The organism is Rothia nasisuis, assembly GCF_928381405.1.
In the GTDB taxonomy this organism is placed as follows: Bacteria; Actinomycetota; Actinomycetes; order Actinomycetales; family Micrococcaceae; genus Rothia; species Rothia nasisuis.
On record NZ_CAKMSB010000001.1, the window covers coordinates 40,537 to 67,435 of the forward strand.

The following is a 26,899-nucleotide window of genomic DNA, read 5'->3' on the forward strand; positions in this document are numbered from 1 at the left end:
CGGGTCAGTTCATCACCCATCACACTATGGACCACTCCATTCTCATGTTGTGGGTAAATTAACACGCACAATGAGAATGGGGTGGTCCATGCAAAGGGCTGAACAGTAAACTGGGCTTATGTTTTCCCTGGCCGACACCCTAATATTTGAGTCTGATACCCTGACTGTCCGATCAATTTCAGTCTCTGACATGGCGAATAACGTCTACCTCCTGACCAACCGCGCCACCGGCGAGCAGGTGCTGATTGACGCAGCCTACGGCTTCCCCGCTATCAGACGGTTCGCGGAGGCGGCCCTGGCAGCAGACTCCCCCGCCAATACCGACCGGGCGGGGGCAGGCGTCCTCGCAATCATTACCACCCACGCCCACTGGGACCACATTCGTGCCCTACCCGATGCGATAGAAACTTGGGATCCGGTTACCTACTGCGGAGCACCCGATGCTGCCGCCATTGCCGAGCAAGAAGGTGTGAGAATCGAAGAGCACCTGACTGGCGGTGAGCACCTCACCCTGGCCGGTATTGAGCTGGAGGTCATCACCCTGCGCGGGCATACGCCCGGCTCGGTGGCGCTAGCTCTGCGGGTTCCTACTGATGAGGGCGCGGACGCTGGTGAGCGGGTTTCGCTCTTCACCGGGGATTCGCTCTTTCCTGGCGGGGTGGGCAAGACCAACTCTTCCCGGGACTTTGAGCAACTCTTTACCGATGTGTCTGAGCGGATCTTCGACCGCTTCGACGATAACACCCTGGTGCTACCGGGCCACGGGGATTCCACCACCCTGGGCAAGGAACGCCCCCACTTACCAGAGTGGAAGGAGCGGGGCTGGTAAAAGCCCCCACTAGTAAAACCGGTGGGAATGTAATACACAAGGTATACCTTGTCGCTCACCGGTCAACTTGTTAGCATGAACCTTACAACTGGTTTGGGGTGCTTCTACTCCCGATTCTTTTCGGGCGTACGGGGCTGAGAACACACCCACTGAACCTGCTCTAGTTAGAACTAGCGAAGGGAAACCCATGCAGGAGCATGCCTCTATTTCCGCGCGCCTCAACGCGCCCTCTGACTCAACCACCGACGTCCTTGCAGCAATTACAGCGGTGCGAACCGGCACTCCTTTGGTCCAGTGCCTGACCAACGCTGTCGTCAGTAACATCACGGCCAACGCCCTGCTGGCAGCGGGTGCAACCCCGGCTATGTGCGATACACCGGCAGAATCCTATGATTTTGCTCGGATTGCCACCGGTGTGCTGGTGAACGGTGGCACCCCCAGCGCCGAACAGTACGAGGGAATGCGCCGAGCCATTGCCGGAGCCAACGACGCGGGAACCCCCTGGGTGCTGGACCCCGTTGCAGCCGGGGCCCTCACGGCCCGCACCGACTTCTACCGGGAGGTAGTGCACCTCTCCCCCGCCGTGATTCGAGGCAATGCTTCAGAGATTGGGGTGCTGGCAGGTAGCAGTACGGGCGGACGCGGGGTAGACGCAACCGATAAGGCTGAGGACGTACTCGCCGCCGCTCGCGCGCTGAGCAAGCAGAACGGTGCTACGGTTGCTATCAGCGGGGAGGTTGACTATGTCGTCACCGGTGACCGGGTGACGGCTGTGGAGGGCGGCCACCCCACCATGGCGCAGGTCATTGGAACCGGTTGCTTCTTAGGGGCCTTGGTCGCCGCCTATGCCGGGGCGGCACAGGCAGAGGGTCTAGAGCGCCACGATGCTGTGGTCGCAGCCCACGCCCATACGGCAGCTGCCGGTTCAGTTGCCGGCGGTCTCTACCCCGCCAAACCAGGCTCCTTCGCGCTAGCCTGGCTAGATGCCCTGGCAGAACTGAGTGCTGAGCACATTCTTGAGCGGGTCAGCCTGCGGGAACTAAAGGCAGGTGGGCAGGCATGACGGTTCCCCCTACCGACCGCGCATCTGTTGACTGGTCACTCTACCTGGTCACAGACCCGTCCTTCCACCCTGCCGAACACCTGACCAACCACGTTCTGCGGGCCATCAAGGGTGGGGTAAGCGTGGTGCAGCTTCGCGATAAGCAGGCCAGTGACGAGCAGCTGGAAGTTCAGGCCCGTGCTCTAGCCCGCGCTGTGGGCGGACGGGTGCCGATTTTCGTGAACGACCGGGTGCAGCTTGCTCACACGCTGGGTCTGCACCTGCATATTGGGCAGTCCGATATGCCCTATGTTCAGGCCCGTCAGCTCCTACCGGAGTATCTGATGATTGGTCTGTCAATTGAGAACCTCGACCAGCTAGAGCGCTGTATCGCCCAGTGCGCAGCGGCCGGGGTGCGGCTACCCGATGTTGTGGGCCTTGGCCCGTTGGCAGAGACACCCACCAAACCCAATGCCGCACCGGCTCTGGGAATCTCGGGTATCACCGAACTGGCCCAACGGGCGTCCGAAGCGGGCATCGCAAGCGTAGCTATCGGCGGTATTCAGGTTGAAAATGCGGCCGAACTTGCTGCCACCGGGGTGAACGGAATCTGCGTGGTCTCTGCCCTTATGGGAGCATCTGATCCAGAGCAGACAGCTGCTCGGTTGCGCAGGCTCTTTACGGGGGTAAGTTCCCAGCACTCCCGCCCCGTTCCCAATATTCTTTCTATCGCCGGTACCGACCCCAGCGGCGGGGCAGGTGCATCAGCCGACCTGAAATCCATTGCAGCAGCAGGTGGCTATGGAATGAGCGCTATTACCGCCCTAGTGGCCCAAAATACCGTGGGGGTCCGAGTCATTGAGGTTCCGCCCACTGACTTTTTACGGGCCCAGCTTGATGCGGTAAGTGACGATGTGCGCATTGACGCCGTCAAAATTGGCATGCTGGGGTCGGTGGACATTATTGATACGGTAGCCGCCTGGCTCGACGATAACCCCCAGCAGGCTGTGGTCCTTGATCCGGTGATGATTGCTACCAGCGGCGACCGACTTCTTGAGACCGCCGCAGAACAGGCCCTGCGTGACTTCTCCCACCGGGCCACGGTGCTCACCCCTAATACCCCGGAGCTTGCGATCCTGGCTCAGGAGCAGCCACCGGCCACCTGGGATGAAGCCTGCCACATGGCTCGGCGGGTTGCTGCCCGGTATGGGGCTGCCCTTATCGTCAAGAGCGGGCATTTAACCGGTTCTGAGGCCGGGAACGCGGTGGTCACAGCTGACGGGGTACAGGCGGTCTTTAGCAGGCAACGCCTTGCCACCGCTAACACGCACGGCACGGGCTGCTCCCTATCGTCCGCGTTGGCCACTCGCCTGGGGGCGGGTGACACCCTCGAAGAAGCGCTCTCCTGGGTCACTGCCTGGTTACACGGGGCTATCGCTACCAGCGACCGCTTGCAGGTGGGGGCCGGTCACGGCCCGGTCAACCACTTCTGGAACCTGTGGGCAGGCTCCGCTGCCGATACCACCCCGGTTCCTCTGGGTGCTTTTGCGGACGCCACCGCCCCGGCTCCCCTGATTCCGGCAGCTGGCCCGCACACCGCAGCCCTCTGGGAACTGACCGGCGGCATCTGGGAGCGCATCACGGCCTTTCCCTTTATCCGCCAGCTAGCCGATGGAACGCTATCGGCTGAAGATTTCACCTTCTATCAGGATCAAGATGCCCTCTATCTGCGGGAATACTCAAGGGCCCTGGCCCTCCTGAGCGCCAAAGCTCCCACCTCCGAGCAGCAGGTCTTCTGGGCGCGCGGGGCAGCAGAATGTATCACGGTCGAATCCCTGCTCCACGGGGACTGGCTGGGCGCTGACTACGTTTCTGCAGGCCCGTCCCCGGTCACGCGAGCCTACACCGACTTTCTTACAGCCGCTGCCGGGGTACAGGACTATGCTATCGCAGCAGCAGCCGTCCTACCCTGCTACTGGCTCTATGCAGAAATCGGTGAACTTCTCGCAGCTGCCAACACACCCAACCACCCCTACACTGCCTGGTTAAGCATGTACGGGTCAGCAGACTTTAGGGCCTCGGTCGAACAGGCCCTAGCCTACATAGAGGCAGCTCTCGAAGTAGCATCACCACAGGTCCGTTCTCTCGCTACGCAGGCCTACCAGCAGGCGTCCGCCCACGAACTGCATTTCTTCGACCAGGCACACCGCCGCACACTTTCTGTTTGACAGCTCTAGGTCAGCGACGGATGATGACTATGGGCCCTACCACGGGGCGCGGCCCCTCCCGCACCTTGCAGTTTTGCCGCTGGGCGGGAGTACGAAACCGACAGAAAGATGTGAGATGACCTCCCCAGCAAACCCAGGAGCCCACCAGCAGGCCCTCGATGCTTTCAAAGGCATTGTGGGGGCAGACAACGTGCTGACTTCAGAACGCGCCACCATGCCCTACAGCAAGGGCTACCGCTTTGGCGGCGGGCCTCTCCTTGCGGTGCTACGCCCCACAACCCTGGTGCAGATGTGGAAGGCTCTACAGGTCTGCGTCAATCACAACTTTATGGTGATTCCCCAGGCCTCCAACACCGGTCTAACCGGCGGGTCTGGCCCGGGCTTCCAGGACTACGATCGCCCTATCGTCCTGATGTCCACCCATCTCATCAACCAGGTTCACCTGATTAATGACGCCTACGAGGCTATATCCCTAGCCGGTGCTACCCTGACCCACTTGACTGAAGAACTCACCCCGCACGGCCGTGAGCCACACTCAGTCATCGGGTCAACCTCCATCGGTGCTTCGGTCATCGGCGGCATCGCCAACAACTCCGGTGGCAGCCAAATCCGTAAGGGCCCGGCCTTCACTCGCGAAGCCATCTACGCCCGCGTCACCGTAGAGGGTAAGGTCGAACTGGTCAACTATCTGGGGATTGCCCTGGGCGATGACCCGGAGGTAGCCCTCGATAAGCTACAGCGCGGCGACTGGTCACCGGCGGACGTCACCCCCGCCCCAGAAGACACCAGCGAGACCGAATACGCTGAGCACCTGCGGAAGGTTGAGCCCACCCCGGCCCGGTACAACGCAAACCCCAAGTACCTTTTCGAAGCCTCCGGATCAGCAGGTAAGATCCTTATTTTTGCAGTCCGAACCCGCACCTACCCGCTGGAGAAGAATCCCACCACCTTCTATATCGGTACCCATACCCCGCAGGAACTTGAGGGAATCCGCCGCCTCTTCCTGAGCGCTGATATGCCCCTGCCGATTGCCGCTGAATACATGGGTCGCACCGCCTTTGACCTGGCAGAAAAGTACGGCAAGGACACCTACGTCTTCCTCAAGCATCTGAGCCCTAAGGTTCAGACCCGCATGTTTGCCTTCAAGACCTGGGCCAACGGGGTCTTTGGAAAGGTTCCAGGCCTCGGCCCCACCTTTGCCGATACCGTCTCACAAAGAGCTTTTGATCTGGTCCCCAGTCAGCTACCCCAACGCCTGTTGGACTACCGCAACCGCTTTGAGCACCACCTCCAGCTCACGGTGAGCGCCGCTCAGGCAGCCGAGAGTGAGGCCATGCTCAAGGCCTTCTTCGGCCAGGAAGGCCACACCGGCGATTTCTTCATCTGCACCGCGGACGAGGCCAAGAGCGCTACCCTCAACCGTTTTGGTGCTGCCAGTGCCGCCACCCGCTACGCCAGCATGAAGCGCAAGGAGCTGGGCGAGTTGATTCCCATCGACGTTGCCCTGCGCCGGGACGACTGGGATTGGCTGGAAGTCCTGCCCCCAGAGATCGCTGACCAGCTCGATACCGCAGCCTACTACGGTCATTTCTTCTGCCACGTCATGCACCAGGACTACGTTGCGAAAAAGGGCGTTGACCCCCATAAGCTGCACGATGACATCCAAGAACTGCTCGAGACTCGCGGTGCCAAGCTACCGGCTGAGCACAACTACGGGCGTCTCTACCGCATGCCCGAGGCCATGGTGGAGCACTTTAAGGAGCTTGACCCCACCAACACCTTCAACGCCGGTATCGGTGGCACCTCCCCCAAGAGGGACTGGGCCTAGCAGCCTCGTATCCGCCTGTAGGAGGTGGCAGGTTCACCCTGACGGCTGATTTCTTAAGACAGGTGTGAGACTACAGTGGTTTTTACAGACACATAAAAACCATTCTCACCTAATCGGTTGGTGAGCCTGCGTTTGTTACAGCGCAGGCCCGCACAACCGGTCACAGAAAGAAGACAACCGTGACCACCCTAATCCCCCGCTCCGGCCGCCGTCGTTCCATCTACCTGACCACGGCCGTCCTCACCACCAGCGCCCTGGCACTGGCAGGCTGTAGCCTCAGCGTCCCTTCAGACCAGCAACCCTCAGACCAGGTTATCGCCCCAGCCTCTGATCGTGCCCACGGGGCCACCTGGCAGCGGGAAAACTTTGAGAACTTCTACGAGCAGACCATCAGCTGGGGTGAATGCACAGCCGAGCACAGCGGATTCTCACCCGAGAACGAAGAGTTACTGAAAGAAACCGGCTTTGACTACGCCAACTACCAGTGCGGTACCGTCACTGCTCCACTGAACTGGGGAGAGCCCGACGATAACCGCACCGTCGAGCTGGCCGTCAGCCGTACTGTGTCAACAGGCGGCCAGCAGATGCCCCTCTTTACCAATCCCGGCGGGCCCGGCATCGGTGGAATTCAGCACGCTATGTCGCTGGCAACCGACCCCTCCTTTGCCCCCGTGCTGGAAAGCCACCAACTCTGGGGTTTTGACCCCCGCGGTATAGGGGCCTCCTCCCCCGTCACCTGTGAGTCTGATTCTGAGGTGGCTGCTGTGCAGCTAGCCGAGTGCGCCGCCAGTTCGGAGGTTGCCAACTACATGGGCACCTCCCAGGTGGCCCGCGACATGGAACTTCTGCGCTCCCTGGCCGGTGGTGAGCGCCTTGACTATCTGGGCTATTCCTACGGAACCATGCTGGGGGCCACCTACGCTACTCTCTTCCCCGAGAAGGCCGGACGCATGGTGCTCGACTCGGCTGAAAACGCCCAGTGGGGAGCTCTGACCCACAACTACGACCAGATGGTGGCCGTGTCTAAAGCTGTGGGCGCTCTAGCAGACCGTTGCTCTGAGCTCACCACCGCAGAGGGGCAAGCGGTGACCTGCCCCTTCACCAGCGAGCGCCAGATGCTGGACTATCAAAAGTCCCTGACTGATAAGCCCCTGGTCGCCAGTGACGGCACCGAGATTGCCGGTTCTGAGCTGCGGGACTACCTGACCAGCCAGCTCTACGGGCCGGACGTAATGCAGGGTGACGGCCTGGACCTGCTGGGTAAGGCTAAGGCTGGGGACAAAGAGTCCATTGATACCCTGGCTGAAATGATTGCCTCTAATAGCGCTGAGATTGATACAGCGGGTCAGCTGGTGGTCTGCCCTTCTAAGCCCAAGACCCCCGATGTGCAGGCCCTGCTCGCCCACATGAAGGAGGTGGGCGTACCCGAGTTCATCGGCGGCCCCGAGATCACCGATGAGGTGCTAACTGAGTTGACCGAGTTCGACTGCGCGGTTTTGCCCGCGACCGGCACCGATATTACGACCTCTTTTGATGCTTCCAAGGTGTCAACCGACCTGCTGGTCATTGGTATTACCGGCGATCACGCCACCCCCTACCAGCACGGCAAGGAGCTGGCCCGTCAGCTGGGGAAGGCGTCCTTCGTAACGTTAGAGGGAGCGGGGCACGGGGCGTCCTTCTCGGGTCGCTCTACCTGCGTCGATGAGCTGGCAACCGCCTACCTGGTGGAGGGCACCGTACCCAAGGACGGGACGGTGTGCCAGCCCGATGAGTTCGGGGCTGAAGGTTCTGAACAAGAGTAAATAAAGCCCTCAACAGGAAAGGTACCAGCTAACTCGGTTATACCCACCTAGTTCGTGGGTATAACCGATGTAGCTGGTACCTACCTCTTTAAGACCGGGTTAGAAGAGGCCGACCATGGTTCCGTTTTCGTCAAAACCGATACGCTCGGCAGCCGGAGACTTAGCCAGGCCCGGCATGGTGCGCATGGTGCCGCAAATAGCGTAGGCGTAACCAGCACCAGCTGCCAGGCGCACCTCGCGCACGGGCAGGGTCCAGCCGGTAGGGGCCCCCTTGAGCGACGCGTCAGCCGAGATGGACAGGTGGGTCTTGGCAATGACTACCGGCAGGTTACCGTAGCCCAGTTCCTCGTAGCGGGCCAGTTGCTTGGCAGCTGCCGGAGCGACCTCGATGCCGTCAGCCCCGTAGACCTTAGTTGCGACCTTCTCGATCTTGGTGGTCAGACTGTCCGTATCCTCGTAGGTGTAGGTCAGCTCACTGACGTCATCGCAGGCAGCGGCTACGGCGTCCGCCAGCTCGGTCACGCCAGCCCCGCCCTCAGCGACGCCGCGGTGAATTGCAACGCGGGCGCCTGCCTCCTCGGCAATACGACGGATGGTCTCGTGCTCTGATTCAAAGTCGGTCGGGAAGGCGTTAATAGCAACGACCGGCTGCACGCCGAAGGAGCGCACAATGTCGATGTGCTTGAGCAGGTTGGCTGCACCTGCCTCTACGTCCTCGGTGTTCTCGGCCAGCAGACCCTCGGGCAGGGGCTTGCCGGGCACGATCTTGTAGCGACCCGAGTGAGACTTGAGGGAGCGGACGGTGACCACCAGGACGGCGGCGTCCGGCTTCAGACCGGAGACGCGGCACTTGACGTTGAAGAAGCGCTCCGCACCCATATCAGCACCGAAGCCGGCCTCGGTAATGACGTAGTCAGCGTGCTCCAGGCCAACGTAGTCAGCCACAACCGATGAGTTGCCGGTGGCGATATTACCGAAGGGACCGGCATGGATCAGGGCGGGGGTCTTTTCCAGGGTCTGCAGGAGGTTGGGGTTGATGGCGTCCGCCAGTATGACGGCCATGGCCCCGTCAGCCTTGAGGTCAGCGGCGGTGACGGGGTCCCCGTCCACGTTGAGGCCAATCACGATCTTAGCCAGGCGTTCCTGCAGGTCGGCGAAGCTGGTGGAGAGGGAGAGAATCACCATGATTTCGCTAGCTGAGGTGATGTCGAAGCCGGTTTCACGGGGGACGCCGTCCATGCGCTCGCCCAGGCCAACCACGATGTTGCGCAGGGCCCGGTCGTTCATATCGATGACCCGGCGCCAGGTGATGGCACGGGTATCGATACGCAGTTCGTTGCCGTGATGCAGGTGGTTGTCAATCATGGCAGCGAGCAGGTTGTGGGCTGCCGTGACAGCGTGGAAGTCACCGGTCAGGTGCAGGTTGAGCTTCTCCATGGGGACGATCTGGGAGTAGCCGCCGCCCGCTGCTCCACCCTTGATACCGAAGGTGGGCCCCATGGAGGGCTGGCGCAGGGTCAGCATGGCCTTACGTCCGGTAGCCGCCATGCCCTGAGCCAGGGAGACCGAGGTAGCGGTCTTGCCTTCACCCAGCGGGGTGGGGGTCACTGCGGTGACCACTATGTACTTGGAACCACGGGCCAGGGCTTTTTCTGCGGTGGTATCGTCGGTCAGCTGTACCTTTGCAACATACTTGCCGTAAGGTTCAAGGCGATCTTCGTTGATGCCTGACGCTGCGGCGATCTCAGTAATCGGTTGCAGGGTCGCTGCTTGGGCGATTTCGAGGTCAGAAGGGAAGGGCTGGTTCATGGTTTCATTCCTTTTATATAGGCAAGATGAAGGCCGTTTTATAGTTTATCTCTTTCTAGCCTCACTGAATCCAGCACGGCGGGTTAGCCGGTAACCCCTCAAGAATAAGGGCTTGAGAGGGGAACCATCTATGAGGAGCATAGAAAGAGAGGGGAGGGTAACCCTCCCCTCTTCAGCTATGAAAATTTAACCTCGGGGTTACCCCGGGTTGCAGTGTTTACCCTAGTAGAGAATGGAAATAGCCCCGTGGTTTCGGACACTGCGAGCAGTACCGCCGTTGCTTCCTAGGGCGATGGTTGCCCCCAGAACCTGGCTGGAAACATAGTTTCCACCGCCACCACCAGAGGCTCCCACCTGGCCGGTGGACTTTGATTGTTCAGAAATACTAGCAGCACCAACAATCCCGCCAGAGCCGCCACCGCCGTAGCCGCCACCGCCAGCTCCTGAGCGCATAGCGTTGGTGTAGCCAGAGTTGTGGATGTAACTGATGTTGCCATCTGCCCCCTTAGCCTTGAAGCCGTCCTGCCCAGGGTTACCTGGTAGCTGAGCAAATTCAAGAATTTGGACTGAATCAATCTGGTTGGTCATTGTCCCGTTGGCTCCACCAGCGCCTCCCTTACCGCCTGTAGCTCCACCGCCGCCATAGGTAGTGGCAGTGACCCGCTCAATGGACATGTAGACAGAGTTCAGCCCTACGCTTTGACCGGCACCACCTGCTGAGGGTCGGCTACCCACAGTCCATTGGCGGGGGGTGATGCCTGGCTCCCTGAGGGTCCACCAGCCTGCAAAGCCACCGCCTCCACCACCACCTGCCACCACGAGAGGGGTAGCGGAGTCTCCGGCCCCTAGGAGGATAGCGGAGCCACCGCCACCGCTTGCTGCGTAAGAGTTCAAGCCGCCATTGATGGTTTCAGTCTCTGGGGCCAGGACGCTACCGCCGTCCCCGTAGCCACCACCGCCTGTTGCTGGCAGGCCGGGGGAACCAATGCCGCCGGCTGCTACTACAAGGGTCAGTTGCTGGCCGGGGGTAACCATAAGTTCTCCGGTAATGATTCCGCCTGCCCCACCTTGCATGTAGGAAAGGTAGCTTCGGCCACCACCGCCCCCTAATACGCTGAAGCAGATCTTTGAGACCCCTTCTGGAACAGTCCAGGTGGTGGTGACGGCCTGGTCTGAATCTGCAGCTGGTGCTGGTGCAACGAAGGTCCCATTAGCGCAGGTCTGAGAGGCGGCATAGCTTGGAACCATACTGGTTCCTAGAATGACAGGCACGGACCAGCTCGCCCCCTGGACTAGATGGCGGCGGGTCATCTGATTACTGGGCATAAATATCTTTCTTGTCCCTGTTGATTCTGGTTCAAATCGGACATTTGCCACCTTTTATGGGGTCATTTGTCCTCTATTGTTCCCATAAGTATAGAGTGACACACATCAAGGAGGCGAAAGGGGGTGATGTAAGAATCGTCACATATCTTGTAGCTTCTTAGCTCAGGGCAGACCGGCACCCAGCTTAGCTTTTGGCAAAGATATCGGCCGGGCTTGCTTCTGCCACCAGTTCACCGTTTTCCAGGAGCACGGCCCGGTCTGCCAGAGAGGCAATACGGGCATCATGGGAGATGATGATGACAGCCCGCCCCTGCATCACGGCAGCCAGAGATTGGCGGGCATCGGCCAGTTCAAGCTGGGTGGTTGATTCGTCCAGAATCACTGCGTGAGGATTAGCTACCACAATGCGGGCTAGACCCAGCTGCTGAATCTGGTCGCGGGTGAGCTCTGTGCTACCGCCGCCGACCCGGCTCTCCAGCCCCTCGGGCAGGTCATCGACCCAGGTCGCGCCGACCGCCCGTAAGGCGGTGAGCATCTGCTCGGTGCTAGCGTCGGGGGCTGCCACGGTCATGTTCTCGGCCAGGGAGCCGACAAAGACGTGGGCCTCCTGGGTGCAGATGAGCAGGGCGGGGCGTCCGCTGGCATCGGGCTGGGTGGGGTACAAACCGTTGCCCACTAGCTGACTGCCGACCTGCACGGTGCCGCTATCTGCGGTGAGCGACCCGGCAATCAGGCGGGCAAGGGTGGTCTTACCCGAGCCGGAGCGCCCTACCAGGGCAAGGCTCTCCCCCGCCGCCAGCTGCAGGTCAACCCCCTTAATCACGGGGGCGTCCGGGTCGTACCCGTAGGTCACGCCCTGCAGACTAATGACCGGGGCGGACGCGCCCTGCCCGGGCAGGTGCGCCGGGGCAGATACCTGCCCGGCGGCACGGCGGGCCTGCTGCTGGTTCGACAGGTCAATAACACCAAAGACACGCCCCATGGTGACGGTCATTTCGCGCAGGCGGTCGAGCCAGAAGGTGAAGATATCCGAGTTGTCGCGCATAGTGAAGAGCATGATAGAGGCGGTTGCAACGTCGCCCCAGGTAGCCCACCCCTGCTCCACGCAGTAGGCGCCCCAGACCATGGAGAGCACCAGGGGTAGGAAGGAGTTGAAGGCGTCCACGGCCCAGAAGATGGAGCGCACCACAACCATGCGATCGCTGACCTCAAAGGTTTTCCAGATGCGCTCATCCTGCACCCGGGCACGGGCCTCACTGATCCCCAGCTCTTCAACGGTCCCAGCACCGCGAATGTTTTCGGTTGCTACCACGGTCAGGTCGCTGACCGCCTCGGTCTTTTCCCGGGTGAGCTTGGCAATCCGGGGTAGGAAAATCGAAAGCACGATGGTCATCACGATAAACATGGGCACGGTCACCAGGCCGATGGCCGGGTTGACGGTGAAGATGGTAGCTGCGGTAATCAGCATGTAGATGCTGATATGGGCGAATTCCGGCAGGCCGGTGGCCAGCACCTGGCGCACGCTATCGACGTCGTCGGTCAGGCGGGCTACCAGGTCGCCGGAGCCGGCATCCTCAACGGTTTGGGCATCCAGCTGCAGGGAGGCCCCAACCAGGTCTATGCCCAAATCGCGGTTGAGCCGCACGCCCATTTTCTGGCCCTGGAAGGTCCAGGCACGGGCCAGCAGGGCCCCGGCCAGCACAGCAACACCAATGATTGCTAGCTCTGCCCAGGGGTAGCCGGTCAGCTGCCCGGTGGTGGCCCGGTCAATGAGCTGCCCCACCATAATAGGGGTCACCAGGGTAGCCACGGAGCTAGCCACAAACAGAACCACCAGCCAAATCAGCTGCCAGGGGGTTTTGAGAATCGAGCGGGCCAGTAGCCTCCAGGTAGTCTTACCGTCAGTAATGGGGAGGAGGTTAGCCACGGGCCTCACCTGCTTTCAGTCGTCGCTCAACCTCCATGGTGGTTGAGACCAGGTAAATCTGGCGGATATGTTCGAGGGGGCCGGGTTTGCCCGTCAACGCTTCGAGCTGGTTGAGGATGAACTTCTGGCTGGGTTCGTCCACCGAGTTCAGCGGTTCGGTGAGCACCAGCACGGACGCCGGCTGGGCTAGTGCCCGGGCTAGGGCAAGGCGCTGCCGCTGGCCGCCAGAGAGGTTGGTGCCTTCTGAGGCCAGGGTGCTGGCCAGGTACTTTTCGGGGTCGCGGCCACCGAGTCGGAAGGCGATTTCTTCGGAGTCGGTGAGCTTCAACAGCTCAATCATGCGCTCCCGGCTCAGCCCCTCGGTGCCCATCTGCAGGTGGTCAGCCAGGGAGCCGGCAAAAATCATGGGGTTGGGTTCCGAAAGAAGCACACGCTCACCCCCGGCGAGGACGCCCGCCGCCTGCTCCCTGCCCGGGGCAGGTTGAGTTTGGCGTAGGGCTTCGGTCAGAGCTTCGGCGTAGTCCTGGGCTGGCAACCCGGCTTCGCGCGGGTTGATGTAGTGAACCGGGGTGCTGGCCCGGGGAACCTCAACCAGCGCCTGCCCTGCTGCGGCGCTGGTCGCCGGGGCGGGGGCGTCCTTACCCTCTACCTGAGAGTTACCCTCAACCTCAGCCGCAAGTCTATCTACACGCTTGAGGGCAACACGGGCATTGCGCCAGTCAAAGAGCAGCATCTCCACCGACCAGATGGGGCCGGTTAGGGTGTTAATCAGACCAACCACTGTGACCAGCTGACCCGCGGGTACCTCTGTTATCCAGGTGCCCTCAGGGGCAGCCCCACGCAGGGCCAGGGCGATTACTACCCAGGTTACGGTACCTACCAGAAAATTACGCACTGCATAAGACCAGGTCTGCACGCTCTCCAGGCGGATCTGGGAGGTGTAGACATCCTGGGCCGTTGCCCCGTAGCGGTCCATCATGCGGCGCTGGGCGCCCAAGCCCAAAATAGTGCGAATCGAAGAGGCAATATCTGAAGCCCGGGAGGTAGACACCCCCACCTTGTCACGGAAAATATCCGCGTGCTTTTCCAAGAGTTTGGAAATCCAGGTGAGGGTCAGCATGGTGAGAATCAGCCCGCCCAGAGCCACCACCGCAATCGCCGGGCTAATGCGCCAGAGCTGCCAGGTGCCCAGGGCGGTCACGCCCACCGCAGAAAAAGCCATAATCATGGGCTCCCACATCTCGGCCATTGCCCGGGCGTCCTTATTCAAAATCGCAATGAGGGCACCGGTATCGCGGTTGGGGCTGCGGGAGATTAGGTGGGCGATGTAGAGCCGCCAGTCCCTCTCGATGCGGGCTACTACCCTAAAGGTGATGCCCCAGCCCACGAACTCGACGACCGACAGGTAAACCACCACACCCACTAACAGCCAGACCAGCCGCCAGGCAGCAGCCTCATCACCAGAGGTGTGCAGGTCGATAATCGTGCCCACCAGAACCGGCAGAAAGACGAGGGCTAGAGAGGTCAGAATATCGAGGGGGAAGGGCAGAAAAAAGAGGGGACGCCAGCGGAAGCCCGGCGGTGCGATACGGAACTTAACTTTTTCTTTCGGTGTTTTCGTCTTTTTCTCGTCAGCGTTCTCAGCCATCTGGCTACTCTTTCAGCGTGTGTGCGTGCAAGTGTGAGGGTTGTACGTCGAACCCGCAGGGGCATAAAAATACCTACCGGGTTTGTAAGCCCCAGTAGGTCGATAGAAAGGTTAGGTTGCCGGTCTCGGCCAACCAGCTAAAGAGCTAGCGGCGAGCACACCATTGAGCATCTACCCACGGGAGGCTATTGAAGGGAATAGGGTGGTTATTTATTTCAGGGCCTCCTTTCGCGAGATAGATATACGGTTAATTTCTGCCCTTTACCTTAGAACATTCTAACCGTGCTTGACAAGAGTCACACCCGCCTCTGTCTTGACCGGTCTATTAAACTAGAAGGATCATGAAGATTCTTCCCTTTCTTTCCCCCTCTTTAGCCGATAAGGCCAAGCCCTATTTCCGCGGCGATTTTGCCTCAAACCCGCTCACCGGCGACGAAGCCTACGAAGCATTTACTGACTGGATTACCAGCCGCGGCATGGAGCTCTACCCAGCCCAGGACGAGGCTGTGCTGGAGCTGGCAGCGGGCAACAACGTCATTCTGGCTACTCCCACCGGCTCCGGCAAGTCGACCGTGGCAGTTGCCGCCCACTTTATGGGGCTGGCTGCTGGCCAGCGCTCCTACTACACCGCACCTATCAAGGCCCTGGTCTCTGAGAAGTTCTTCGATCTCTGTGAGATTTTTGGGGCTGAGAACGTGGGGATGGTGACCGGCGATTCCTCTATCAACGCCGGTGCGCCTATTGTCTGCTGTACCGCCGAAATTTTGGCTAACATCGTACTACGCGAGGGTGAGGGAGCCGACCTAACCCAGGTCATCATGGATGAGTTTCACTTCTACTCTGACCCCCAGCGCGGCTGGGCTTGGCAGGTGCCCCTGCTGGATCTACCCCAGGCCCAGTTCCTGCTCATGAGCGCGACCCTGGGCGACACCAGCCGGTTTGAACGCGAGCTGACGGAACTGACCGGGCGCGGCACGGCCCTGGTCACCAGCGAGACCCGCCCGATTCCGCTGAACTACACCTACTCCCGGGAGCCCCTGGTCGAGAAGGTGGACGAGCTGGTGTCCACCCACCAGGCCCCGGTCTATATTGTGCACTTTTCACAGTTGCAGGCTATCGATACGGCCGCGGCCCTGATGAGCCTGGCTATTGCGTCCAAGGAGGATAAGGCCCGCATCAACGAGCTGACCGCGGGCTTCCGCTACTCAGCGGGCTTCGGCAAGCAGCTGCAAAAGTACATCAAGAATGGCATCGGTATTCACCATGCCGGCATGCTGCCCAAGTACCGCCGCCTGGTGGAGCAGCTAGCCCAGGCGGGCCTGCTCAAGGTTATTTGTGGCACCGATACGCTGGGTGTGGGTATCAACGTCCCCATCCGTACTGTGCTGGTGACCGCCCTGTCAAAGTTTGACGGGCAGCGCACCCGCCGCCTCAAGTCCCGTGAGTTCCACCAGATTGCTGGACGCGCGGGCCGAGCCGGCTTTGATACCGCCGGTTACGTGGTGGTCCAGGCCCCCGAACACGACATTGAGAACAACCGGCTTGAAGCCAAGGCCAGGGAGAAGTTCAATGGGGATGAGAAGAAGATAGCCCAGTCTCTACGCGGTAAAAAGAAGAAGCCTCCGCAGGGTTTTGTGGCCTGGAGTGAGAAGACCTTCGAGCAGATTATTGCCGCTGAGCCTGAGCCGTTGACCTCCTCCTTCCAGATGACCCACTCTATGATGCTCAATATGTTGCAGCGCGAGGCTGACCCCTTTGAGACCGTCATGCTTTTCTTGACCGCCAACCACGAGCCACCTATTAAGCAGCGGGCCCTCAAGCGCAAGGCGCTCGGTATCTACCGGGAGCTTCTGAACGGGGGTGTGGTAGAGCGTCTGCCAGAGCCCGACGAGTTTGGTCGCACCGTGCGTCTGACTGTCTCATTGCAGGAGAATTTCGCCCTGAACCAGCCTCTCTCCCCCTTCGCTCTGGCTTCGCTGTCTCTGCTCGATCAGGAGTCAGAGTCCTACGCCCTGGATGCCGTTTCGGTCATTGAGGCTACCCTAGAGCGCCCCCGACAGGTATTAATCGGGCAGGAGAAGCGAGCCAAAACCGAGGCCCTGGCTGAGATGAAGGCCGAGGGGATGGACTACAACGAGCGCATGGCTGAACTCGATACCATCACCTACCCGCAACCCTTGGCCGACCTGCTGGAACAGGCCTTTGAAACCTACTCTGCCAGTGCCCCTTTCATGAAGGAGTTTGAGGTTGAGCCCAAGAGCGTGGTACGCGATATGTACGAGCGGGCTATGGGCTTTGGCGACTACATCAAATATTACGGACTAGAGCGCTCCGAGGGTATTTTGCTGCGCTACCTTTCGGATGCTTATAAGGCCCTGCGCCAGACTGTGCCACTGTCTGCTCTGACCGATGAGCTCACCGATGTAATCGAGTGGCTGGGCGAGGTTATCCGGCAGACCGATTCCTCCCTGGTGGATGAGTGGGAGCGTCTGGCCGCAGGTGAAGAGGGAGCTCCGGTGCAAGACTCTCTCGAGGAGCTCGTTGCCGAGTCGGCACCCAAGGTGACGCGCAACGTCCGTGCCTTTAAGGTGATGGTACGCAATGCCCTCTTCCGCCGGGTGGAGCTGTTTGCGGACGAGCGGGACCGCCTGCTGGGCGAGCTGGACGGCGAGCGCTCGGGCTGGGACGCTGACCGCTGGGGGCAGGCCTTGGATGACTACTTCGATGAGTACGAGGATATCTATACGGACGCGGACGCCCGCTCCCCGCGTCTGATTGAGATTGATGATGATGTGGCGGCCCACCCCGGTTTTTGGTTGGTGCGCCAGGTCTTTGCTGACCCGGAGGATAACCATGACTTCGGCATCAGGGCCAGGGTCGATTTGGATGCCTCGGATGAGGAGGGCGCGCCCGTGGTGCTGATTGAGAGTGTAGGGGCCTTCTAACGCAGGTTGATTGCTATCAGGGCGCACCCCGCAGCCCAAAGTAAGGATACGAAGGTACCGACAATAAATTTCTCAGCTGTCAGATGCCCAGCTTTAATATCTGGGTAACGGGCCAGGCCCTTGACCGCGACAATCACTGCCAACAGGTTTACCTGTGATGTCATCAGGCAGAGTATGACGGCAAGGCGTTCGCAGATGCCGATGAGGCGGCCTCCACCGGCCACTCCAACTTGCTCTGGAGATTTCATTATTTTCGCCTTGAATCGAAATGGCCCGATTCTACCTTTCACAAGTTGGTGTGTTGGATCTGCGCCTCCTGGCTGGGCCCCCAGCAGTCCTACGCAGTATGCTGCGGGTACAGAGCCGCCTAGCCCCCCAGCCAAGAGAGCTACCGGGCCAAGATATTCTATTGCCGGTGATTCCACCGGCGGTAAAAGGGTTGCGCTAAACACCGTAGCAACGAGTAGAGTCACCAGAAGATAAACTTTGACACGGCTAGGCCTGGGTGTCTTGAACCAGCTAAGAGATAAGACCACCAGCAATCCCAGTAGGCTATACACTACAAACGCCATTTATAGCTCCTCCTCTAACAGGTGTGCCAGCTCTTTGAGGATTTTTCGTGTTTCATGCCAGCGCCCCCGCTTGAGCGCCCGGCTTACTGCGGACTGGTATGTTCCACATTGTTCTGCAATAGCCTGTTGAGACAGGCCCCGATCGTATAGTTCACCCATGCTTTGCCAGGTATCGTTGCGATCTTCTTCAAGTCCCATGACCAGCTGGAGGCTGGCTTCGATGAGCGGAGCAAAGCGGCTTCTTCCTTCGAAAGCGATGTGTCCGGGCGACTTTTTAGATCGCTCAACTGCGTACCTTGCGTTTCTATAAGCCTGACCGCTACCGGCACGGGCCTCGCTGGGCAGGGGCTGATTGACTATACCTGAACCGATGCCTATATGCCAGCTACCCTGGCGGGCCAGTACCCGGGTGGTTGTGAGTAGGTTATGTGGGTTATCAAATACAGCCTGCACTTCATCGCCGGCAGTTCTCTGAAATTCTCTGAGCGGAGCGGTGATTGAGCTGTTGTTTGAAAGGTCTCGGTGCAGCTGAGGGATGAGGTCAATCCCTGTCTGCGTTGAGTTGCGCTGGTCTACGGTCATCACAAACATATATAACACTATACCGTTATATTTATAGATATAACAATATAGTGTTATATCCTTCGGTTGGGCTTTAGCCTGCCCAGTCAGGGCGGTCACCGCCCACCACTAGGTTACTCTGCCAGGCTAGCAGTGCCACATGCTGAAGTTACCCACCCGCTTAAGCAGGTCTAATCAAAGACGGCCAACCAAAGATGAGGCGGTGCGGTAGCGTTAATCCAAAATGCATCAACCTGTAACGAAAGATTGAAGCTTATGCCTGCCCACCCTCAGCTCCCCGCGCCAGCCTATCGAGTCGGGGCCACTCACACCATCGGTTCTCTCACGCTCATCGATCACTGGTTTACCGTGCCCCTCACCCACGGCCTGATTTTTGGTAAGGATGAGCGAGCTGCCCTTGATTCCCGCTTCGCTTCTGAGACCATCACAATCTTTGCCCGGGAGGTCATCGATACCTCTGACGCGCTGACGAGCTCCGTCGATGAGCGCCCCTACATGGTCTACCTTCAGGGTGGCCCCGGCGGTAAGAGCCCCCGCCCTATCTCTGAAGGTGGTTGGGTGCAGGAGCTGGCCAAGACCCACCGCCTGATACTGCTGGATCAGCGCGGCACCGGCAATTCCACCCCGCTCTCTGCCCGCGTCATCACATCCCAGGGCACCCCCGAGGTGCAGGCTGAGTTCTGTGAGCTCTTCCGTGCCGATTCCATCATTGCCGACGCCGAGGTCGTCCGTGAATTCCTGCTCGCTGATCGTACAGACAAGCGCTGGTCGACCATGGGCCAGAGCTTCGGCGGCTTTTTAACCCTGGCCTATCTCTCCTTTGCCCCCGAGTCCGTCAAGGACTCCCGCATGACCGCCGGGCTCGCCCCCGTCCGCGCCCACGTGGACGAGGTCTACCGCTCCACCCTCGACCGCATGAAGGAGCGCACCGAAGAATACTACGGTTGGTACCCCGAAGATAAGGGCCTGGCCGTCCGTATCTGCGAGCACCTGACCAAAAACGAGGAATACCTGCCCACCGGCGAACGCCTGACCCCGCACCGTTTTCAGATGCTGGGCAATATTCTGGGAGGCAACTCCTATAAGCATTCCCTGCACTTCATCTTGGAATCAGCTTTTGCTGAGTCTGAGCGGTGGCTGTCAGATCAGTTCCTGGCTGCCGTGGGTGGGCAGGTGAGCTTTCAGGCTGGCCCTCTCTATGGCCTGTTGCACGAGACGATTTATGCGGACGGCCCCGCCCAGGAGCTGGGGGGCACCTCGCCGTCTGCGTCGCCGACTAACTGGTCTGCTGCCCGCATGTACGCTGAGCGCCCGGATTTTGCCGAGGACGCCTCTCCCCTGCTGCTGACCGGCGAGCATATCTTCCCCTGGTACTACGAGGAGGACCCGGCCCTGCGCCCGCTGGCTGAGGTTGCCCAGCTGCTGGCTGAGAAAAAGGACTGGGGCCGCCTGTATGATCACGATCAGCTGGCCCGCAACGAGGTTCCCCTGGTTGCAGCGGCCTACGTGCCTGATGTGTACGTGGATTATGCCCACTCCATGAAGACAGCCGAGTTTGTGGGGAACACCTGCGTGTGGACGTCCATGACCCACCACCACGACGGCCTGGGCGCTGACGGTCCCCTGATCCTGGGCCACCTGAAGAATCTGCTGGCTGATATGCGCTAACGGGGTCTGCTCAGACAAAAAAGGCCGAGGGGTGCGGGTGCACCTCTCGGCCTTTTGTTCAGGTATGGGCTGGGGAAACCTACTGTTCCTGTTCCCAGGCCAGGTGGGCTTCATTGGCCGCGGACTTACCTCTTGTCATGGCGACTACCACCATAGCTATAGTGGGAAGAATCAAAAAGGCTAGACCAACCGGAATCACGAAAGCAGTTGGAGCAGCCAGCGCAAGGCCAAGAACGATAACCGCCCCAGCCATGTAACCCCAGGCGCAGGCCCGCAGGCTGGGAGCAATCGCCCTATGGGCCGCATACCAGGCGGCATCCGACTGCATGGTTGCATTGGTACGAATCCCTATGAGCCCATTACGGCTCAGGGTACCGGCTCGCCCCATACGCGCTATGATCAGGAAAAGACCGCCTACAATGAGAAGGCTCACGGATAAGGGCAAAAGAGCAAGAGGACTCACGGGACTCCTTGATTAAACATTCAAGATAAGGTCAACTTTACATAAACCCTTGAAGGAGCGGAAGCTGCGGGCATAAAACCGGCAGGTTTTCCCGCTATTCCTCGGTAAAATAGCCTTATGGCTCTGACTGATGAAGCAATCCTGACCATCAAACAGATGATTATTGATGGTGAACTCAAGCCCGGCGATAGGCTCCCCCCTGAGAAAGAACTCGGGGTGCACCTAGGGCTCTCCCGCAACTCCCTGCGCGAGGCAGTCAAGGCCCTCGAAGTTATCGGAGTTCTGGACGTCCGCCGGGGCGACGGCACCTACGTGACCGACCTGGGCACCGACTACCTGACCGACGCCGTCTCCTTCATTCTTGACCTGCATCAAGAATCGTCCCTACTTGAGCTCTTTGAAGTTAGAAGAATACTTGAGGCCGCCGCCGTCGAGAAAGCCGCTGCCCGCATAACCGACCAAGACATCCTTGAGCTCGAAGAACAGATGCAGACCATCCGCCAGGCCCTTCAACAGGGTGGGGCCACCGATACAGATGTTTCAACTATCAACACTCTCGTTGAGCACGATATCGCCTTTCACCAATTCGTCCTGAATCTAGCCGATAACTCCTATTTGGCGAGTCTGACTGACAGCCTAGCTTCCCACACCACACGAGTTCGTATCTGGCGTGGCCTCACAGATTCACAAGCGGTAGAACGCACCCTTATTGAGCACCAGGCCATTGTTGATGCCCTAACTGAGCGAAACCCGGCTCTTGCCCGAGCCGTAATGACACACCATATCTGCGGGGTTGAACGGTTTATCAAAGAAACCTCTAGCCTCTGGGCATAGCAGAAGGCGGAGCAGCCCACGCAGGTCTCTTCCGCCTTCTTTTTGTAAACCATTACTGGGGCCGCAGTCGTAGCCCCTGCATACCGCCGTCGACGGCCAGGGCTACGCCTGTGGTGGAGCCGCTGAGGGGGCTAGCCAGGTAGCAGACTGCCTGGGCAATTTCTGAGGGTTCAACCAAACGGCCGTGGGGTTGCCGGGCGTTGAGGGCTGCCCGCTCAGCGTCCGGGTCGTCGGCCTTGGCTAGGAGGTTAGCAATCCAGGGGGTGTTGGCTGTACCGGGGTTCACACAGTTGACCCTGATACCTTCACGAATATGGTCTGCCGCCATAGCCAGAGTCAGGGAGTAGATGGCTCCCTTACTGGCTGAGTAGAGGGCGCGCTGGGGAAGACCTGCGGTAGCTGCTATGGATGAGGTGTTTACTACCGCAGCGTGCTCTGACTGCCGCAGGTAGGGCAGGGCTTCGCGGGTCACGCGGGCTACCGAGGTGACGTTGATGCTCAGCACCCGCGCCCACTCGTCATCGTCGTTAGCGGCAATATCGCCCTGGGCACCAATGCCGGCATTGTTGACCACAATATCAATACCGCCCAGCTCACTCGCTGCCTGCTGTACGGCGGTAGCTACGGCCGTAGCATCCGAAACGTCGCACTGAATTCCCAGCGCTCCTTCGGGTGCCCCCTCAGGCCGCAAATCCAGTACAGCAACAGCTGCACCGCGGCTCAAAAGCTCCTGGGCTGTAGCCTGCCCCAAGCCAGATGCACCGCCAGTCACAATAGCTTTGAGTCCGGTAAATTCACCCATGACTTAGGCTCCTCGGCTCTCAAGACGGCTACCTTCAACTTCAACCTGGTAGTAGGTCTGCTTCTGGGCACCCAGGCCCTCAATTTCAAGGTCGGTGGTGTCCCCCGCAGTCAGGTAGGGGAAGCGGCCCGAGAAGGCCACCCCCTCAGGGGTGCCGGTGGAGATAATGTCACCGGGTTCCAGACGCATGAACCAGGAGAGTTCGCGCACAATGTCTTCGACCGAGAAAATCATGTCTGAGGTATTGGAGTCCTGGCGGGCTTCACCGTTGACCCAGCTACGCAGGTTCACGGCGCGAGGGTCAAAGTCGTCGGCGGTGCGCAGAACCGGCCCCAGGGGCATGGATTCGGGGAAGCACTTACCCTTAGACCACTGGCCGCCTGAGAGCTCAATCTGGTATTCACGCTCTGAGAGGTCGTTGGCTACCATGTAGCCGCCGATGCAGGCAGCGGCTTCTTCGTTGGACTTCAGGTAGGCGGCAGGCTTGCTGATTACCAGAGCCAGCTCAACCTCCCAGTCAGTCTTGAGTGACTGCGGCGGAATACCCACCTCATCATAGGGGCCGGTGATGGTGTTGGGGCTCTTGAAGAAGACCACCGGCTCGGTAGGCGGTTCAGCTCCCGACTCAGCAGCGTGGGCGGCATAGTTCTGGCCGATGCAGATAATCGAACCGGCTGCGGCGACGGGTGAACCCACACGCAGGTCTTTTGCCCCTGCCAGCTCCTTCAGCTCACCGGCGTCCGCAGCCTGCCGAATAGCATCGAGCTTGCCCCAAATTTTCTGATCAATATCCCCCACCAGCTCGGTGAGATCGTAGTAGGTCTCCCCTCGTTTGAGAACGGGGGTTTCTGAGCCCTTGGCTCCTAGACGCAGTAGTTCCATGGTGTTTTCCTTCCTACCGGTGTGAGGTGATGTAGCCAAGCTCGTGGGCTTCTTCCCAGAGCTCGGCGGGGACGTTCTGGGCTTGGGTGTGCATCTGCACGTTGGAGGTGACCTGCTCGGCGGTACGCATGCCAATCACGACGCTGCACACAGCCGGATGCTGGTAGGGAAAGGCCAGGGCCGCCTCGGGCAAAGTAACCCCGTGCTTCTCTGCCAAATCTGCCAGCTGGTTGGCGCGGTCAATGAGCTGGGCAGGTGCAGGCTCATAGTTGTAGGTGGCATCCGCAGCCGGGCGCGGCTTAGAAAGCAGACCAGAGTTGAAGACGCCCACATTCACAACCCCCACATTATTGGCCAGGCAGGCAGGTAGTAACTCCTTCTGGGCTCCCTGTTCAAGCAGGGTGTAGCGTCCTGCCAGCATGATGAGGTCGGGGTTGGTTTCGGTGACGAAGCGGTGGAGCATCTCAGCCTGATTCATGCCGATGCCCCAGGCCCTCACCACACCCTCATCTTTAAGGCGGTTGAGGGCCTTGACGGCCTGGGTCGAGGCCTGCTCCCAATGGTCATCGGGGTCGTGAATGTAGACGATGTCGATGCGATCAAGGCCGGTGCGTTCTAGGGACTCTTCGATGGAGGTAAGTACCCCGGTTTCGGAGTAGTCACGTACGCGGGTAAGGTCATCGGCTACCGCGAATCCCTCAGCGTCCTGTCCCTGGGGTTCGGGGTTGGGGCGTAGTAGGCGGCCGACTTTGGTGGAGACAATAAATTCGTCGCGGGGCTTGGTGGCTAGTACAGCACCCAGGCGGGTTTCAGAAAGGCCCAGCCCATAGTGCGGGGCGGTGTCAAAGTAGCGGATGCCCTGATCCCAGGCGGCTTCTACGGCCCGGTGGGCGGTCTCATCATCGATGGGACGGTAGAGGTTGCCAATTTGAGCGGCGCCGAAGCCGAAGGAGCCTCGGGCTTTGAGGTCGTCGATGATGTTCATGGTTAGTCCTCCTTCTGGGGTATGCCGTAGACAGTTCGCATGGTTCCCTGGGAAATCTGTTCTACCTCGTGGTCGGTAAACCCCAGGGTAAGCAGTGAGCGGACGAGCGAGCGCCAGGATCCGTAGCCGCCGGGCACGCGGGAGACCGGGTAGTCTGAGCCGATCATGAGCCTCTCAGGACCGAAAAGGAACATGGCGACCTTGAGCGCTGGAATGATTTGTTCGATGAGGGGACGGCCGGGGTCGGCTTCTGCGGGTAGGCCTGAAAGTTTGCCTATAACTCCGGGGAGTTTGACGAAGACAGCTAAGGCCTTGGCCCAGTCTTCGAGGTCACCAGTGGCGATGGGCGGTTTTCCCAGGTGGTCAAGCACCAGGTAGCTTTCAGTGGTGCGAGCCCGTACCGCAGAGAGAAGTCGGTAGAGTTCGTCAAACTGCTGGTGGCGAATGCACACATCAAAGACAACCCCGGCGTTGAGTACCTCAACGATGAAGTCTTCGATGATAGGGGTGTGTATCTGGCCGGGTGCAAGGCCTTCGAGGTTGTAACGGATGCCTACGACGAAGGGGTCGGCCGCTGCTTTTTCAATGAGATTTCGCCAGTTGGGGGCGTTGGGGTCTGCTGCCATGACGAACCCCTTAATCCAGGGGTGGGTTTGAGCATGCTCGTAGACCCAGGTGCGTTCGGCCCATTCGCTTCCCTGTGCGACACCCGCTTCAACGACGACGGTGGCGCTGGTGGCTAGGGCCGGGAGCTGGGCGGGCTCGGCGAGCTCAGGTAGGCCGCGGACGCTGCCCATCCAGGGATAGGTGAAGCGGCTGGTGTCCCATAGGTGTAGGTGGGCGTCGCTCACCGCATACGGTGTGGTGCTCACGGTTTATTCAGCTCCTTCTGGCCTCACCCCGACGGTGAGAAGCAGATTGGCGTACTGGCGATCGTCCCCGGTGGCAATCACCAGGGCGACGTCCTGCTCCTTAGCCGCGGCATAAAAGTCAAACCGCTCATGGCCAATAAATTCAACCGTCTCCCCCAGCTGCTGGCGGTAGTCTGCAATCACGGGCCGCTCGGTGAGGTTCTCATCGAGCATGATTTCGGCCTGTTCACAGTTGAGCAGTGGTACAAGCCCGCTCAGGACCTGGCTGACGGTGAGTAGACCGCGGCTGAAGTTGAGGTAGACCCGCTCAGCCTCTGCCGGGGCTCCGGTGATATGCGGATAGTTACCGTCAGAGATAAGGATTTTAGTGCCGTGGCCGCAGCGGGCCAGGGCCGCTAGCAGCTGGGGGTGGATGATGGTTGAGTTCAGCAAGGACGCCGCCTCCCGGGAATCGCGGTGGATAGGGTTAGTTAGGCCTTGAGGTTGCCTGAGGCCAGCTCGCGCTCAATTTCTTCGAGTGACTTACCGGTGGTTTCAGGAATCAGGAAGATTACGTAGAGTACACCCGCAACGGAGAGGATGCCGAAGGCCAGGAAGGTGAGGGAACCGAACTGGGTCATCCAGGTGGGAACCATGTTGGCGAAGATGGCGTTGAAGAGGTACTGGGTGAAAGTAATAACACCCATGCCGATAGCGCGCATCTTGAGGGGCAGAATCTCGGGCACGTAGAGCCAGAAGACCGGGCCTAGACCAAAACCGAAGGCGAAGGTGTACGCAAAAACCGCGGCAACGGTGAACCATCCTGATTCGGGGAAGAGCCAGAGCACGGTCATGGCAACGGCCTGACCTGCCATAGAAATGGCCAGGAGCTTGACGCGCCCCATACGTTCGATGAGGGGCAGGGAGACAGCGGTTGAGATAACCAGCGCAAAACCCACGGAATAGTTGGCGATCATGCCCGCCCGGTCGCCCAGGCCTTCCATGGTGCCGAAGATAATCGGGGCGTAGTAAACCACAGCATTAATACCGGTGTAGACCTGGAAGAAGGTCAGGCCAATCAGCAACACAAGGGGTTTGCGGGCCTTGGAGAAGAGTTCGCCGATGCCGGCGTTCTTTTCTGAGGCAATACGCTGGATTTCGAGGGCTTCAGCATCTGCGATGTCTTCGGTGGCGCGGAGCTTGCGCAGTACGTCACGAGCTTCTTCAAAGCGGCCCCGGGTAATGAGGAAGCGGGGTGAGGGAGGGGCGATCCACATACCGATGAAGAAGATAACAGCAGGTACAACGCCCAGGCCCAGCATCCACTTCCAGCCGTGCTCTACATTCTGGTAAACATCGCCCACGGTAAAAGCACCGAGAATACCGAAGTTAACGGCCAGCTGGTAGAGGGCTGTAAGCATACCGCGAATGCGGGTGGGGGCTAGCTCAGAGAGGTAAATCAGGCCAAACATGTTGGCAATACCGATACCAAAGCCCAGGCCGAAGCGGGCTGCCATGAGCACCTCAACAGTAGGAGCTACCGCACAGACGATAGAACCCACGATAAAGATAACACCGGCAATAAGCAAGAGCTGACGGCGATCGATGTAGCGAGAGGCCAGGGTGGCACCCACGATTGAGGGTAGCGCGCCGTAGAGGAGCAGGGCAGTGACCAGGCCGACCTGGCCATCGGTCAGTCCCCACAGGTCAATGAGCTGCGGCAGAGCACCAGAGATAGCCCCGGAGTCAAAGCCGTAGAGCAGGCCGGAGAAACCAGCGAGGACGGCGATCATAATCACTTTGCCGGTGATGGGCTCTTTAGAGTGGTCAAGAGCATCGGCAGTTGGATTCTGTACTACAGAAGCCATGGTAGTAA

At 59.7% G+C, this 26,899-nt stretch carries 21 protein-coding genes and 1 riboswitch; of the genes, 8 read left to right on the top strand and 13 right to left on the bottom strand.

Going from position 1 to position 26,899, the window contains the following annotated elements; all coding sequences use genetic code 11:
* Positions 1 to 118 precede the first annotated feature (118 nt).
* The 5 genes from L6966_RS00185 to L6966_RS00205 all read left to right on the top strand — a co-directional run bounded on the left by L6966_RS00185 (position 119) and on the right by L6966_RS00205 (position 7,729).
* On the top strand, positions 119 to 829 hold the full coding sequence (locus tag L6966_RS00185) for an MBL fold metallo-hydrolase (RefSeq protein ID WP_237232630.1): 711 nt from the start codon (positions 119 to 121) through the stop codon (positions 827 to 829).
* A gap of 84 nt (positions 830 to 913) precedes the next feature.
* Positions 914 to 1,028: riboswitch (TPP riboswitch) on the top strand.
* Complete coding sequence (gene thiM, locus L6966_RS00190; protein ID WP_237232631.1) at positions 1,017 to 1,892, top strand: hydroxyethylthiazole kinase; 876 nt, start codon at positions 1,017 to 1,019, stop codon at positions 1,890 to 1,892. (Overlaps the previous riboswitch by 12 nt.)
* Positions 1,889 to 4,099 carry a bifunctional hydroxymethylpyrimidine kinase/phosphomethylpyrimidine kinase gene (locus tag L6966_RS00195; RefSeq protein WP_237232632.1) on the top strand — a complete coding sequence of 737 codons (2,211 nt, stop codon included), beginning with the start codon at positions 1,889 to 1,891 and terminating at the stop codon, positions 4,097 to 4,099. The genes thiM and L6966_RS00195 overlap by 4 nt, the downstream gene beginning before the upstream one ends.
* A 115-nt stretch (positions 4,100 to 4,214) precedes the next feature.
* Positions 4,215 to 5,927 (top strand): D-lactate dehydrogenase, encoded by a 1,713-nt coding sequence (dld, locus tag L6966_RS00200; protein ID WP_237232633.1) that lies wholly within the window; start codon positions 4,215 to 4,217, stop codon positions 5,925 to 5,927.
* Between the two features lie 179 nt (positions 5,928 to 6,106).
* Entirely contained in the window at positions 6,107 to 7,729 is a 1,623-nt protein-coding gene (locus L6966_RS00205) for an alpha/beta hydrolase (protein ID WP_237232634.1), read from the top strand.
* Between the two features lie 99 nt (positions 7,730 to 7,828).
* Here the strand turns inward: L6966_RS00205 and L6966_RS00210 are convergent, their stop codons facing one another.
* From L6966_RS00210 to L6966_RS00225, 4 genes are all read right to left on the bottom strand, one after another.
* Positions 7,829 to 9,538, bottom strand: coding sequence for a formate--tetrahydrofolate ligase (locus L6966_RS00210; protein WP_237232635.1), 1,710 nt, complete (start codon positions 9,536 to 9,538; stop codon positions 7,829 to 7,831).
* 222 nt (positions 9,539 to 9,760) lie between these two features.
* Positions 9,761 to 10,864: a glycine-rich domain-containing protein gene (locus tag L6966_RS00215; protein ID WP_237232636.1), complete on the bottom strand. Its 1,104-nt coding sequence runs from the start codon at positions 10,862 to 10,864 to the stop codon at positions 9,761 to 9,763.
* Positions 10,865 to 11,048: 184 nt separating this feature from the next.
* On the bottom strand, positions 11,049 to 12,791 hold the full coding sequence (locus L6966_RS00220; protein WP_237232637.1) for an ABC transporter ATP-binding protein: 1,743 nt from the start codon (positions 12,789 to 12,791) through the stop codon (positions 11,049 to 11,051).
* On the bottom strand, positions 12,784 to 14,439 hold the full coding sequence (locus L6966_RS00225; protein ID WP_237232638.1) for an ABC transporter transmembrane domain-containing protein: 1,656 nt from the start codon (positions 14,437 to 14,439) through the stop codon (positions 12,784 to 12,786). Before L6966_RS00225 ends, L6966_RS00220 begins: the two co-directional genes overlap by 8 nt.
* Positions 14,440 to 14,780: 341 nt before the next feature.
* On the opposite strand from L6966_RS00225, the gene L6966_RS00230 reads away from it, so the two are divergent.
* The gene (locus tag L6966_RS00230) at positions 14,781 to 17,384 is read left to right on the top strand and encodes a DEAD/DEAH box helicase (protein WP_237223856.1); all 2,604 of its coding nucleotides are present in this window, start codon (positions 14,781 to 14,783) and stop codon (positions 17,382 to 17,384) included.
* On the opposite strand, the gene L6966_RS00235 is transcribed toward L6966_RS00230, so the two are convergent.
* Both L6966_RS00235 and L6966_RS00240 read right to left on the bottom strand, forming a co-directional pair.
* On the bottom strand, positions 17,381 to 17,632 hold the full coding sequence (locus tag L6966_RS00235; RefSeq protein ID WP_143539213.1) for a hypothetical protein: 252 nt from the start codon (positions 17,630 to 17,632) through the stop codon (positions 17,381 to 17,383). The two genes, L6966_RS00230 and L6966_RS00235, sit on opposite strands and share 4 nt — an antisense overlap.
* A 324-nt stretch (positions 17,633 to 17,956) precedes the next feature.
* Positions 17,957 to 18,637, bottom strand: coding sequence for a hypothetical protein (locus L6966_RS00240; protein WP_237232639.1), 681 nt, complete (start codon positions 18,635 to 18,637; stop codon positions 17,957 to 17,959).
* Positions 18,638 to 18,793: 156 nt separating this feature from the next.
* Between L6966_RS00240 and L6966_RS00245 the strand changes: the two genes are divergently transcribed.
* The gene (locus L6966_RS00245; RefSeq protein WP_237223854.1) at positions 18,794 to 20,206 is read left to right on the top strand and encodes an alpha/beta fold hydrolase; all 1,413 of its coding nucleotides are present in this window, start codon (positions 18,794 to 18,796) and stop codon (positions 20,204 to 20,206) included.
* A gap of 79 nt (positions 20,207 to 20,285) precedes the next feature.
* On the opposite strand, the gene L6966_RS00250 is transcribed toward L6966_RS00245, so the two are convergent.
* A complete protein-coding gene (locus tag L6966_RS00250; protein ID WP_237223853.1) occupies positions 20,286 to 20,669 on the bottom strand; it encodes an SdpI family protein in 384 nt (127 codons plus the stop codon).
* 117 nt (positions 20,670 to 20,786) lie between these two features.
* Here L6966_RS00250 and L6966_RS00255 point away from each other — a divergent pair, with 117 nt between their 5' ends.
* Positions 20,787 to 21,503, top strand: a complete 717-nt coding sequence (locus L6966_RS00255; RefSeq protein ID WP_083092937.1) for a FadR/GntR family transcriptional regulator — start codon at positions 20,787 to 20,789, stop codon at positions 21,501 to 21,503.
* A 52-nt stretch (positions 21,504 to 21,555) separates the two neighbouring features.
* On the opposite strand, the gene L6966_RS00260 is transcribed toward L6966_RS00255, so the two are convergent.
* From L6966_RS00260 to L6966_RS00285, 6 genes are read right to left on the bottom strand one after another with little or no spacing between them, the layout of a single operon-like run.
* Positions 21,556 to 22,305 (bottom strand): SDR family NAD(P)-dependent oxidoreductase, encoded by a 750-nt coding sequence (locus L6966_RS00260; RefSeq protein ID WP_237223852.1) that lies wholly within the window; start codon positions 22,303 to 22,305, stop codon positions 21,556 to 21,558.
* Between the two features lie 3 nt (positions 22,306 to 22,308).
* Positions 22,309 to 23,187, bottom strand: coding sequence for a fumarylacetoacetate hydrolase family protein (locus tag L6966_RS00265; RefSeq protein WP_237223851.1), 879 nt, complete (start codon positions 23,185 to 23,187; stop codon positions 22,309 to 22,311).
* 13 nt (positions 23,188 to 23,200) lie between these two features.
* The gene (locus L6966_RS00270; protein ID WP_237223850.1) at positions 23,201 to 24,172 is read right to left on the bottom strand and encodes an aldo/keto reductase; all 972 of its coding nucleotides are present in this window, start codon (positions 24,170 to 24,172) and stop codon (positions 23,201 to 23,203) included.
* Positions 24,173 to 24,174: 2 nt separating this feature from the next.
* A complete protein-coding gene (locus tag L6966_RS00275) occupies positions 24,175 to 25,044 on the bottom strand; it encodes an amidohydrolase family protein (RefSeq protein ID WP_083092959.1) in 870 nt (289 codons plus the stop codon).
* A 3-nt stretch (positions 25,045 to 25,047) separates the two neighbouring features.
* Positions 25,048 to 25,476, bottom strand: a complete 429-nt coding sequence (locus L6966_RS00280; RefSeq protein ID WP_083092962.1) for an RbsD/FucU family protein — start codon at positions 25,474 to 25,476, stop codon at positions 25,048 to 25,050.
* A 38-nt stretch (positions 25,477 to 25,514) separates the two neighbouring features.
* Positions 25,515 to 26,891: a sugar porter family MFS transporter gene (locus L6966_RS00285; RefSeq protein ID WP_237223849.1), complete on the bottom strand. Its 1,377-nt coding sequence runs from the start codon at positions 26,889 to 26,891 to the stop codon at positions 25,515 to 25,517.
* Positions 26,892 to 26,899 lie beyond the last annotated feature (8 nt).